Raw genomic sequence first — 13,994 nt, forward strand, 5'->3', positions numbered from 1 at the left:
AGGGCGCCGCGCCGGTCCGAGACCTGCGCGGGCGCGGCGTCGCTCGCTAGCTTTGGGAATTGGGTTTGGTCTTGAGTTTGCCCAGCAGCTTGTCCAGGGACTTCTGGTTCAGCGCCTTGGCCAGCGGGAAATCCGCTGGCATCAGCGAACCGGCCTGCGGGTCGAGGCAGTGCTCGACCAGCGCCTGCAAGTGTTCCAGCAGACGAGCGGGCAAACGGCTGTCGGCGTTCGGCGTGACGCTGTGCCATTCGACACGCAACACGCCGTCCTCCAGCCAGGCCACTACTTCACGGGCATGGGTCACTCGGTTCACCGGGGCCACCTCCGGCGGCGGGGTCAGGCTGCTGGCGCGTAACCAGCCCTCTGGCGTTTGCTCATGCCCCAGGTAGTTGAACAGCACATCACCGTGGCTGGCCGGCAACTCGCCGCGCTGACGCAGCAAGCCGTAGCCAAGGCCTTGGCCGGGTACGTCACGCAAGGCTTGCTTGGCGTTGCGCACCTGCTCGCCCGCGGCACCGTGGGCGTTCACCCGCAGTGGGTACAGCGTGGTGAACCAGCCGACGGTGCGGCCGACGTCCAGCCCGGCAAACGGTGCGTCACGTCCGTGGCGCTCAAGGTCCACCACGATATCGCTGCGCTGTTCGACCTCGGCCAGGGTCGCGGCGAGGGCGGCGATCAGCAGTTCTTCCGGTTGCGTGCGGTACGCCGCGTGGGACTCGGTCAGCCATTGCTGCGTGCGGCTGGCATCCCAGCAGGCCGCCAGTGTCTGGCGCTCGGCGACCGTGGCCATTGGCGGCCGGTTCGTGCCGACCTGGGCACTCCAGTAGCGATGCTCGGTAGCAGCCTTCGCGGCATGGGCTTGCAGGTGTTCGGCCCATTGACGATACGAGGTGGTTTTTGCCGGCAACGCCGCGCTTTCGCCACGTTCCAGGGCGGGGTACAGCTGTTGGAAGTCTTCCAGCAGCGGCGTCCAGGACACCGCATCGACCACCAGGTGATGGGCCACCAGGTACAGGCGCTGCGGCGTGCCCTCCAACAGGGCTGCGGCAAACAACGGGCCGTGTTGCAGGTCCAGGCTCTGCGCGACGTGCAGCAGTTGTTCCGGGCGCTCGCAGCGGGTCAGTTTGGCCGGGGCCACCGGCGCGATGTGCGCCTGCCATTGCCCGTCGATGTTGCTGAAACGCAAGCGCAGGGCGTCGTGGTGGGCCACCAGCCGGTCCAGCGTGGCTTGCACGATGGCCGGTTCCAGGCGACGGTCGCTGTCGGCCAGAACCGATTGGTTCCAGTGGGCGGCCTGGACCTGCTGCTGGTCGAAGAACCACTGGTGCAACGGCATCAGCGGCATTGGCCCGGTCACGTCGCCTTGCTCGGCCTGGGTCAACAGAGTCGTGGTCACGTGGGCCAGCGCCGCCGGGGTCGGCGAACGGAACAGGTCCCGTGGCGTGAGCGAATAGCCCTGTTCACGCAGGCGCGAGATCAGTTTCAGGCCGAGGATCGAGTCACCACCCAGGGCAAAGAAACTGTCCGAGGTGCCGACTTCACGGCCGCCGGTCAAGGTGTCGCCGAGCAGTTCGCCGAACAACTGGCAGAGCAGGCGTTCCAGCTCGTTGCGCGGTGCCGCGTAGTCTTTCTGGGTGCTTGGCAGGGGCAGGGCAGCCAGGGCCTTGCGGTCGATCTTGCCGTTGGTGCTCAGGGGCAGGGCCGGGATTTGCACCCACACCGCCGGCACCATGTACGCCGGCAGTTCGGCCGCAAGCTGGGTGTCGAGGTCCGACTGCGCGGTGCTACTGCTGTAGAACGCCACCAGGCGGTTGTCGATGACCAGGGTGCAGGCGCCGGTGATGGCCGGCAGGTTAAGCAGCGCTGAGTCGATTTCCCCCAGCTCGATGCGCTGGCCGCGCAATTTCACCTGATGGTCGAGACGCCCCAGGTACTCGATGTTGCCATCAGCCAGGAAGCGGCAACGGTCACCGGTGCGGTACAGGCGATCACCGGCCACGAATGGACTGGTGAGGAAGCGTTCCTCGGTCAGGTCCGGGCGTTTCAGATAACCCCGGGCCACGCCAACGCCACCGATGTACAGCTCGCCGATGCTGCCAATCGGCAACGGTTGCATGGCCTCGTCGAGGATGTACAAACGCAGGTTGGCAATGGGCTTGCCGATCGGCACGATCACGTCGTTGGCCGAGCAACGCCAGACCGAGACGTCGATGGCCGCTTCGGTCGGGCCGTACAGGTTGATCAGGGCCGCTGGGTGCTGGCCCATGAAACGCCGCACCAGATCCACCGGCAGGGCTTCACCGCTGGCGAACACCTGGCGCAGGCTATGGCAGTTGATCAGGCTCGGTTCTTCGACAAAGGCACGGAGCATCGACGGTACGAAGTGCAAGGTCGTGACCCGCTCCTGCTGGATCAACTGACTGAGATAGGCCGGGTCGCGATGCCCGTCCGGGCGGGCGACCACCAGGGTCGCGCCGGTGATCAGCGGCCAGAAGAACTCCCACACCGACACGTCGAAGCTGTACGGGGTCTTTTGCAGAACACGGTCGTTCGGGCCAATCGGGAAGGCGTCCTGCATCCAGTGCAGGCGGTTCATCAAGGCGCCGTGTTCGTTCATCACGCCTTTGGGTTGGCCGGTGGAACCGGAGGTGTAGAGCACGTAGGCCAGGTCGTGAGCTTCAACGCTGATCGGCTCGAACGCTGGGGCCTGGGGCAGAGTGTCGAGGGTCCAGGCCTGATGCCCGGCGGGCAGGCGCGCCAGCCACTGCGCCTGGGTCAAGGTGACCTTGGCATCGGCGTCTTCGATCAGGAACGCCAGGCGTGCAGCCGGCAATTCCGGGTCCAGCGGCAACCACGCGGCGCCGGCATGGACGATGCCGAGCAAGGCCACGACCATCTCCACCGAACGCTCCATGCACAGCGGCACGATGCTGTCGGTGCCTACACCGGCGGCGCGCAGGGCCCGGGCAACGGTTTGCGCCCGTTGATCCAGTTCGGCATAGCTCAGGCGCTGGCCTTCGAACACCAGCGCTGGGGCGTTGGGGCTCAGAGCTGCCTGTTGACTGAGCGCGGTGTGCAGGTTGGTCGGGCCGCTGTAGTGACGTTCGGTGGCGTTCCAGCGATCCAGTTGCTGCTGATCCTGCTGTTGCGGGAACAGTTCGACCAGCGTGCGCCCAGGGGTTGCCACCAAGGCATCAAGCAGCGCACACCACTGCGCGCTCCAGCGTTGCATCGTCGTTTCGTCGAACAAGGCCGATTGGTATTCCAGCGCCAGCGTCATGTCGCTGCCATCGTCCTGGACTTCCCAGCTCTGTTCGAACTTGGCGTCGATCACCGGCAGCATCTGCTCTTCGACGTTCAGCCCCGGCCATTGGCTGCTGTCCACCCGGCCATAGTTGAGGGAGAACAGCACCTGGAACAGCGGTGTACGGTTCAGGTCGCGGTTTTGCGCGACAGCACCGACCAGGGTGGCGAAGGGCAGGTCGGCATGGGCCTGGGCTGCGCGCAGGTCGGCCTCAAGGCTGGTGAGCAATTGCTCGGCCGGAGCCCGTTGGTCGACGTCGCTGCGGATCACCAGGGTGTTGACCAGACAGGCCAGCAGTGTCTGGGCTTGCGGTTGATCACGCTGGTCCGCCGGGGTGCCGAAGCGAATCTCCCGTTGACCGCTGTAACGCGCCAGCAGCGCGCTCAAGGCCGTGGCGAGCACCACATAGGTGGTGGTGCCGCGCTGACGGGCGAACTGACGGATGGCTTCGGCGCGCTGGGTGCCGAGACGGAGGGTCAGTTGCCGAGCGCGACGATCTGCTTCGGCGCCACGCGGATGGTCGATGGGCAGGTCGAGTTGGTAGTCTTCCTGGCCCAGGTGGTTTTTCCAGTAGTCCAGGCTGTCACTGCGTCGGGCCTGGGTGTCCGGGTGCTGTTGCCACAGGGCGAAATCGACGTAGTCGATCTCCAGCGGCGTCCAGGCCGGCGACTGCCCGTTGAGGCCGGCGGCGTAGGCCTGGGTCAGTTCGTCGATGAGCAACTGCATGGCCCAACCGTCGGTGGCACTGTGGTGCAGGCACACCAGCAGCAGGTTTTCGTCGCTGCCCTGACGTTGCAGCAGATGCGCGCGCCAAGGTGCGGCGGCGGCCAGGTCGAACGCTGTCATCAGTTCGTCCTGGGCGTTGGCGCAGGCCGAGGCCCAGTCCTGGGTCGCGACTTCAGTGACCGCGAGCGCCGGTCCGTGGTCGTCGATCAGCAATTGCGGCTCGCCGTCGACTTCGACAATCCGGCTGCGCAGCACCAGATGGCGCTGGCTGAGCTGCTCAAAGGCCTCGCGCAAGACCTGGACCTGCAGCTCACCGCGCAAGGTCAGGGCAAACGGCATGTGGTACTCGCGGGATTCCGGCACCAGGCGACTGAGCATCCAGAATCGGCGCTGGGCCAGACCCAGGGGCAATTGCGCCGGGCGCGGTTGTGCGCTGATCGACTCACCGGGCATGGCCGCGCGCAGATGCTCGGCCAGGGCCGCGACCGTCGGTTGGGCGAACACCAGCGGCAAGGGCAGGGAAACCCCAAGGCGCTCACGGACCCGACTGACCAGGCGGGTGGCCAGCAAGGAGTGGCCGCCGAGTTGGAAGAAGTGATCTTCGATGCCGACTGGCGAACAACCCAGCACTTCGCCGAACAGTTCGCAGAGTACGCTTTCAGTGGCGTTGCGCGGTGCTGTGCGCGGCTGGTCGCTTTGGCTCTGTGGCAGCGGCGTGGCGGCCAATGCCTTGCGGTCGAGCTTGCCGTTGCTGTTGAGCGGCAGGCTGTCGAGCTGCACGAACAGGCTGGGCTGCATGTGCGCGGGCAGGCTGTCGCTCAACTCGGCACGCAGGGTCGCCTCATCGGCGTCTCCGCACCAGAAACTCACCAGGCGCTGGTCGAGCAACAAGGTAGCGGCATCGCGAACACCGGCCTGCGCGAGCAGTGCGGCGTCGATTTCCCCCAGCTCGATGCGCTGGCCGCGCAACTTCACCTGATGGTCGAGACGCCCCAGGTACTCGATGTTGCCATCGGCCAGGAAGCGGCAACGGTCGCCCGTGCGGTACAGGCGGTCACCGGCCACGAATGGACTGGCGAGGAAGCGTTCCTCGGTCAGGTCCGGACGTTTCAAGTAACCACGGGCCACGCCGACGCCACCGATGTACAGCTCGCCGATGCTGCCAATCGGCAACGGTTGCATGGCCTCGTCGAGGATGTACAAGCGCAGGTTGGCGATGGGCTTGCCGATCGGCACGATCACGTCGTTGGCCGAGCAACGCCAGACCGAGACGTCGATGGCCGCTTCGGTCGGGCCGTACAGGTTGATCAGGGCCGCTGGGTGCTGGCCCATGAAACGCCGCACCAGATCCACCGGCAGGGCTTCACCGCTGGCGAACACCTGGCGCAGGCTATGGCAGTTGATCAGGCTCGGTTCTTCGACAAAGGCACGGAGCATCGACGGTACGAAGTGCAAGGTCGTGACCCGCTCCTGCTGGATCAACTGGCTGAGATAGGCCGGGTCGCGATGCCCGTCCGGGCGGGCGACCACCAGGGTCGCGCCGGTGATCAGCGGCCAGAAGAACTCCCACACCGACACGTCGAAGCTGTACGGGGTCTTTTGCAGAACACGGTCGTTCGGGCCAATCGGGAAGGCGTCCTGCATCCAGTGCAGGCGGTTCATCAAGGCGCCGTGTTCGTTCATCACGCCTTTGGGTTGGCCGGTGGAACCGGAGGTGTAGAGCACGTAGGCCAGGTCATGAGCTTCGACGTTGATCGGCTCGAACGCTGGGGCCTGGGGCAGGGCGTCGAGGGTCCAGGCCTGATGCCCGGCGGGCAGGCGCGCCAGCCACTGCGCCTGGGTCAAGGTGACCTTGGCATCGGCGTCTTCGATCAGGAACGCCAGGCGTGCAGCCGGCAATTCCGGGTCCAGCGGCAACCACGCGGCGCCGGCATGGACGATGCCGAGCAAGGCCACAACCATTTCCACCGAACGCTCCATGCACAGCGGCACGATGCTGTCGCTGCCCACGCCGGCCGCACGCAGGGCCCGGGCAACGGTTTGCGCCCGTTGATCCAGCTCGGCATAGCTCAGGCGCTGGCCTTCGAACACCAATGCCGGGGCGTTAGGGCTCAGGGCGGCTTGTTGACTGAGCGCGGTGTGCAGGTCGGTCGGGCCGCTGTAGTTGCGCTCGGTGGCGTTCCATTCGACCAGTTGACGCTGACGTTCTGCCGCTGGCAACGGTGACCAGTCGCCGAGACGGGTCTGTGGTGCTTCGAGCATGGTTTCCAGCAGTTGTTGCCATTGTTCCAGCCAACGCCGGGCCGTGGTTTCGCTGAACAGCGCGGCGCGGTACTCCAGCAACACAGACAGCACCTCGCCGTCGTGCACTTCCCAGTTCAGGTCGTACTTGGTGGCCTGGGCGGTCACCGCCCGTTCGCTGACCTGCAACTGCGGCCATGGCTGGCTCGACGAATCGGCGTTCTGCATGGCGAACAGCACTTGGAAGAGCGGCGTCTGGCCGAGGCTGCGCGAAGGTTTCAGGTGTTCCACGACCTGGTCGAACGGCACGTCCTGATGCTGCTGGGCATCCAGCACACGGTTGCGCACCTGGCCCAGCAAACCTTCGAAATCCAGCGTCGGATCCAGATCGGCGCGCATGACCACGGTGTTGACGAAGCAGCCGATCAGCGGTTGCAGCTCGGCGAATGGACGCTGGGCCACCGGGCTGCCGACCCGTACGTCGCGCTGGTTGGCGTAGCGCCCCAAGAGCAACTGCGCCGCACCGAGCATGAGCATGTACAGCGTGGCGCCGCGTTGCTGGGCGAACTGCCGCAGGCGTGCCACCAGGGCAGACGGCAATTGCAGTTGCACTGCGCCGGCCGCTGGGGCGAGCTGGTTCGGACGGCCCTGTTCGGTCGGCAGGTCCAGCAGGTAGTCGCCGTCCTCCAGTTGGTTGCGCCAGTATTCCAGTTGGCTGCTGAACATGGTCTGTTGACTGGGCTCGCGCTGCCAGAGGGCATAATCGGGGTATTGCAGCGCCAGCGCCGGCAGTGCCGCCGGAGTGCCCTGGCACTGGGCGGTGTAGAACTGTCGCAGCTCATCCAGCAGGTTCTGGCTGGAGGCGTCATCGGTGGCGCAGTGGTGCAGGCTGAGCAACAGCAGCGACTGGGCGCCGCCGCTGCGTTGCAGCAGTGTGGCACGCACGGGCACTTCGGCGGCGAGGTCGAAACGGCGGCCAGTTTGCGCGTGGATCGCCGCGTCGGTCAGTTGTTGCCACTGCTCGTCGCTGGCGGCCTGCAGTGGCGTGACTTGCAAGGTGATAGCGACTTGCGGTTCGACGATCAGCGCCAACTCACCGTCGCTGTCGCGCACGATGCGGCTGCGCAGGATTTCGTGGCGTTGGACCACATTGTTCAGGGCCATTTGCAGGGCCTGGACATCGAGTTCGCCGTCCAGTTGCACGGCGCTGACCACGTTGTATTCACCACCGCCGGCGCTCAGTTGTTCGAGGAACCACAGGCGTTGCTGTTCGAACGACAGCGGCAGGCGTACCGGACGTGCCGGTGCAGCGAAGGTCGCCGCCGGGGCTTGCAGGGGATCGCCCAGCAGCGCGGCCAAGGCTTCAAGGGTTGGGTGTTCAAATACCGAGCGCAACGGTGGCACGCTGGTGAACTGTTGACGCAGGCGGGCAAACAGCGCCGCCGCCAGCAGCGAGTGGCCGCCGAGGTAGAAGAAGTGGCTGTCACGGCCGATCTGCGACGACGGCACGTTCAGCAACTCGGCCCACAGGGCGGCCAGTTGCTGTTCGGCGGCGCTGCGCGGTGGCTGCAGAGCGTCTGGCGCGGCTTGGATGTCCGGGGCCGGCAAAGCCTTGCGGTTGAGTTTGCCGTTGTCGGTCAGCGGCAACTCATCGAGCAGCACGAATGCCGAGGGCACCATGTAGTCGGGCAGGGCGGCGCCAATGGCTTTGCGCCAGGCGTGAATATCGGCCTGCTGGTCGCAGGTCACGTAGGCCACCAGGCGCTTGTCGCCGGGCACGTCTTCACGGGCCAATACCACGGCCTGGCGCACGCCCGGTTGGGCGCCGATCAGGGTTTCAATTTCTCCCAGTTCGACGCGGAAGCCACGAATCTTCACTTGATGATCCATGCGTCCCAGGTATTCGAGCTGGCCGTCGGGCAGCCAGCGCACCAGGTCGCCGGACTTGTACATCCGCGCGCCGGGCTGCGACGAGAACGGGTCTTCGATGAACACCTTCGCGGTCTGCTCGGCACGGTTGAGGTAGCCCAGGGTCACGCCGGCACCGCCGATGTGCAGTTCCCCCGGGACGCCCACCGGCATCGGGTTGAGGAAAGCATCGAGCACGTAAGTGCGCACGTTGGCGATCGGCCGGCCAATGATCGGCCGCAGCGGGAAGTCATCCACCGCGCAACCGGTTGCATCGACCGTGCATTCGGTCGGGCCGTAGGTGTTGAAGAAGCGGCTGCCGGCAATCGACGGCAAGCGCTGCCATAGCTGCGCATCCACCGCATCGCCACCGAACAGCACGAAGCGCGGCAGGTACACCTCGCCACGACGAACGCCGTCACTTTCAAGCAAGGCCTTGAGCTGTGCGGGGGTGCACTCGAAGGCTTCCAGACGGGTGTTGCGGAAGAACCCAGCCAAGGCCTCGGGGTCGTAGCGCACGTCTTCCGGGGTCAGGTACAGGCTGTGGCCGTCGAGCAGCAGGATCAGCTCGGCCACCGAGCTGTCGAAGGCGAACGAGTAGTTGAAGCTGGTGCGCATCGGCTGGTCGGTGTAGCGGCGATACAAGCCATGGATGCGCGCCCAGGCCAGGTTGACCACCGAGCCATTGGTCACCAGGGTGCCCTTGGGCTTACCGGTCGAGCCGGAGGTGTACATGATGTAGGCCAGGTCTTGCGGGCCGGCGAGCGGGGCAGGGTTGCTGTCCGGCTGGTTGGCGAACAGTGCTGCGTCGCTGTCCAGGCGCAAGCGTGGCAGTTCGGCGCCCAGCTGTTCCAGCAAACCCTGCTGGCCGAGGAACAGTGCCGGCTGCGCGTCTTCAAGCATATACGCCAGGCGATCCACCGGGTAGGTCGGGTCCAGCGGTACATAAGCGCCGCCGGACTTGAGAATGCCCAGCAGGCCGACCAGCAGTTCCAGCGAACGCTCGACACACAGCGCCACCGGGCGGTTGGCATTGACACCACAGCTGCGCAGGTAATGCGCCACCTGGTTGGCGCGCCGATTCAGTTCGCCGTAGCTCAGGCTGCGGCCTTCGAAACACAGGGCGTCGCGTTCCGGGGTGCGCTCGGCCTGTTGTTCAAACAACTGGGCAAAGGTCAGGTGCGTCGGCACCTGCATCTCGGTGCGGTTCCACTCGACCACGGTGCGTTGCCACTCCGCGTCCATTAGCAGCGGCAAGGCGGCGACCGGGCGCTGTGGCTCGGCGAGCATGTGTTCGAGCAGATGCTCCAGGCGCGCGAGAGTCTGGTGGGCGCTGTCGGCGACGAACAGGTCTAGGGCGAACATCAGCTCCAGCTGGATCGGCGCATTGGCCGGGCACAGCACGTGCAAGTCCAAGTCGCATTCGGAGTGCCGCAGCGGCGTGTCCAGGGCTTCGAATTCCAGCCCGGGGAAGCGCAACCGCGACTCCATGGCCAGTTGCTGGGCGACCATCACCTGGTACAGCGGTGCATGGCTGAGGCTGCGTGGCAGTTGCAGGCTGTCGACCAATTGTTCGAACGGCAGGTCCTGATGCAGCAAGCCATTGCGCATACGCTCGGCCACTTGTTTGACCAGGGCGGTGAAGTCGGCTTGCGGCTCGAAGTCGGCGCGGATCGCCAGGTTGTTCAGCAAGATGCCCAGCAGGCCTTCGGTGCCCGGCTGTTCCCGGTGGGTGACCGGGGTGCCGACCAGTACCGTGGCGTCGCCGCTCAAACGGTGCATCAGCACGGCAAAACCGGCGAACAGGACGGTGAACGGCGTGGTGCCGAGGCGACTGGCAAAGGCTTGCACTCGACCACTGAGGTCGGCGCTGAGTTCACGCTGCACGATCCCGGCGCGGTAGCTTTGCACCGACGGCCGAGGATGATCGGTGGGCAAGGCCAGCAGCGGGCTGGCGTCGCTGTCGCGACGGTCCAGGGTGGTGGTCCAGTAATCGAGTTGGCGCTTGAGTTCCGCGCCTTGCAGGTGTTCGCGCTGCCAGAGGGCGAAGTCAGCGTATTGCAGTGGCAGGGCCGGCAGGGCGGCGGGCGCGCCGTTGCAACGGGCTTCATAACCCAGGGCCAGCTCGCGCAGGGCGATGGTGGCCGACCAGGCGTCCGAGACCAGGTGATGCAGGGCGATGCCGAGCACATGCTCGTCCGGCGCCAGGCGCAGCAAGCGCGCCCGCAGCAACGGAGGGCAGGTCAGGTCGAACGGCTGCTCGAAGGTGTCTTGCAAGGCATTGAACTGCGCGCCGGCGCGGGCGGTGGCGGTCAGGCTCGACAAGTCTTCGAAGGGCAGCGAGATGTCCAGCGTTGGGCTGATGCGCTGGCAGGGCACGCCGTTGTTATTGTGGATGCCGGTACGCAGGATTTCGTGGCGCACCAGCAGATCGTTCAGGCTGGCGTGCAGCGCCTGGACGTTGAGTTCACCCTTGAGGTGCAGGGCGAACGGGATGTTGAACAGGGTGGTGCCCGGCGTCAGTTGTTCGATGAACCACAGACGCTGTTGCGAGAACGACAGCGGTAGCAGCGGCGGACGAGGCTGGGCCTTGGGCACGCTGAGCGCGTTGGCGTGTGGTGCGGCGGCCTTGGCCTGGCGGGCGGCGATGGCTTTGGCCAGCAAGGCCACGGTCGGCTGTTCGAACAACACCCGCAACGGCAGGTCGAGCTTGAATTGGGTGCGCAGGCGGGCCACGATCTGGGTCGCCAGTAGTGAATGCCCACCGAGGGTGAAGAAGTTGTCTTCCACGCCTACTGTGTCGCGCCCCAGGACCTCGGCCCAGACAGACGCCACGCTGGTTTCCAGCGCGTTGCGCGGGGCGATGCTGTGCTGGGTGTCGGCCTGCCAGTCCAGCTCACGGGCGGCGAGGGCTTTGCGATCGACCTTGCCGTTGTTGTTCAGGGGCAGCTTGTCCAGGCAGACGAAGGCCGCCGGCACCATGTACGGCGGCAGTTGCGCGCGCAGGTGCTCGCTCAGGTCGTCGCTGCCCAGGGCCTGGTCATGGGCCGCCCAGTACGCCACCAGCCAGGCTTCGCCGACGGTGTTTTCCCGCAGCAGGACCACGGCTTCCCGCACGTTCGGGTGCTGCGCGAGACGGTGTTCGATTTCCGTCAGCTCGATCCGGTGCCCGCGCAGTTTGACCTGCTGGTCGCGGCGGCCGAGGTATTCGATCACCCCGTCTGCACGCCAGCGCCCCAGGTCACCGGTGCGGTACAGGCGACCTTCGAGTTGAGGGTGGTCGATAAAGGCGTCAGCGGTGCGTTGCGGGTCGTGCAGGTAGCCGCGGCCGACGCCGACGCCCCCGACACAAATTTCCCCGGCCACGCCAACCGGCACCGGACGCAGGGCTTCGTCCAGCACGTACAGGCGGTTGTTGGCGGTCGGCTGGCCGATGGGCATGTGGCTGACTTCGACCCCCGGTGCTTCGAAGATCGGCTGGAAGGCCACGTCGTCGGCGCATTCGGCCGGCCCGTAGGCGTTCATCAAGGCAATGTCGGGGAACCGGGCGAACCAGTCGCGGGCCACGGTCGGCGGCAGGGCTTCACCGGTGGGCAATACCCAGCGCAGGTCCGGCAGTTGCAAATCGCATGGGCACAGTGCGAGCAAGGTGCGCATCAGGCTCGGGACGATTTCCAGCACGTTCAGGCGCTCGCTGGCGAGCACTTGCAGCAGGCGTTGCGGGTCGTGGGCGACCTCATCCGGAAGAATGTGCACGGTGGCACCGAGCACCGGCGCGGCGAGGAACTGCCACACCGAAATGTCGAACGCCACCGAGGCGGTCTGGGGTATCCGGTCGGCGGCGCTGAGGCCCAGGGCCGGTACTTTGCCGAAGATGTTGTTGAGCATGCCGCGCTGTTCGATCATCACACCCTTCGGAGTGCCGGTCGAACCGGAGGTGAACAGCACGTAGGCCAGGCTGTCCGGACCGGCGAGCACCGGCAGAGGCGCGTCGTTGCCCGACGTCCAGCAGGCCTCGGCGAACAGCGCCTCGGGCGCCCGGTCGAGGTCGCTGAGCAGTTGATCGAGCAGGCCGCTGCAGGCTTCGCTCGCCACCAGCAGAGGCGCGCGGGACAGCCCGAGGATTTCCCGCAGGCGCTCGGGCGGGTGATTGACCTCAAGGGGCAGCATCGCTGCGCCCGCCTTGAACACGGCCAGCATCATGGTCAACAGCGCCAGGCCACGAGGGGCCACCAGCGCGACCAGTTGATCTGCACCGACGCCGGCCTCGCGCAGGGCATGAGCCAGGCGCGTGGAACGCAGGTCCAGCTCGGCGTAGGTCAGTGACTCACCGGCGCAGATCGCGGCGACCTGATCACCGCGCTGGGCGACCTGGGCGGCAAACAGCTCGGCGTAGCTTTGATCCAGCGGGAAATCGTGGCGGTTGAGTGCCCACTCGCCCAGCAACTGTTGGCGCTCCTCGGTGGCCAGCAATTCGAAGCTGGCCAACGGCGCGTCGGGGGCGGCGAGCATGCTGCGCACCAGGCTGGCGATGTGGCCCAGCAGGCGCTGCACGGTGGCGGCCTCGAAACGTTCGCGGTCATACGACACGCGGATGCCCAGCTGTTCCCCCGGCAGGATCACCACGGTCAAGCCGTAGTGGGTGTGCACGCTGTGGTCCATACCTTCGAGGCTGAACTGGAAGCCGCCTTCGAGGATCTGTTCGTCGATGGGCGCGTTTTCGAATACCAGGATGCTGTCGAACAGGGTCTCGCCCCGGGGGAAATCGCTCCAGCCCTGGATGTCGGTCAACGGCGTGTGCTCGAAGTCGCGCATGTCGACGTTGAGCTTTTGCAGGTCGCCCAGCCAATTGCCGAGCGTGGCATTCGGGTCCACCGACACCCGCAGTGGCAGGGTGTTGATGAACAGGCCGATCATTTGCGCGACGCCGGTCAGGTCGGCCGGACGCCCGGCCACGGTGACGCCGAAGACCACGTCCTGTTGCCCGCTGTAGCGCGACAGCAGCAGTGACCAGACGCCCTGGAAAAACGTGTTCGGGGTGATCCGCCGATTGCGGCAGAACGCCGCCAGCGCCTGGGTTTCCTGCTCGTTCAGGTGAATCAGTTGGTCGTCCACCAGCACCGCATCGGTGTAGCGGTCGCGGGTCACGCCGTTGTCCACGGTCAGTGGTGTGGGCGCGTTTAGCCCTTGCAACTGGCCGCGCCAGAATTGCTCGGCCTTGCCCGCATCCTGGCGTTGCAGCCACTGGATGTAATCGCGAAACGGCCGAGGGCTTTTCAGCTCTGGCGTGCGGTCGTTGCACAGTGCTTCGTAGACTTTGAGGAAGTCCACGGTCACCAGGGAAATGCACCAGGCGTCCATCAGGATGTGGTGGAAGCTGCGAATGAATTCGTAGGACTCGTCAGCCAGGCGCACCAGTCGAAAGCGAATCAGCGGTGGCTTGGACAGGTTGAAGCCGACTTTCTGCTCGTCTTCCAGCAGGGTGCGGATCCGTGCTTCCTGCTCATGGGGGGCGAGCCCGCGCAAATCGAGGGTGTCCAGCGGTACCTTGACCTGACGATGGATCACCTGCACCGGTTGCTTCTGGCTTTTCCACTGGAAGCTGGCGCGCAGGGAAGGGTGCAGCGCTACCACCTGGCGCCACGATTCGAGGAACGCGCCTTCATCGATGGCCCCGCCGATGCGGTAGCGATCCTGCATCAGGTAGACACCGGAGTCTTCGTGCAGCAGGGAGTGGAACAGCATCCCTTGTTGCAGCGGCGACAGCGGGTAAATGTCTTCGATCGGGTTGCCGGTGGTTTTTTCGCTGGTCATT

The 13,994-nt window shown here is 65.8% G+C and carries 1 protein-coding gene; it reads right to left on the minus strand.

Going from position 1 to position 13,994, the window contains the following annotated elements:
* Positions 1–46: 46 nt before the first annotated feature.
* Positions 47–13,993, minus strand: a complete 13,947-nt coding sequence (locus BW979_RS14755) for a non-ribosomal peptide synthetase (protein ID WP_076384132.1) — start codon at positions 13,991–13,993, stop codon at positions 47–49.
* Position 13,994 lies beyond the last annotated feature (1 nt).

The sequence above is a fragment of the Pseudomonas sp. A214 genome, from assembly GCF_900156295.1.
Taxonomy (GTDB): Bacteria; Pseudomonadota; Gammaproteobacteria; order Pseudomonadales; family Pseudomonadaceae; genus Aquipseudomonas; species Aquipseudomonas rhizophila.

What these genes read in the sequence shown, in the direction of transcription:
- BW979_RS14755 (WP_076384132.1), bottom strand. Translation starts at nt 13,993, where the DNA reads ATGACCAGCGAAAAAACCACCGGCAACCCGATCGAAGACATTTACCCG.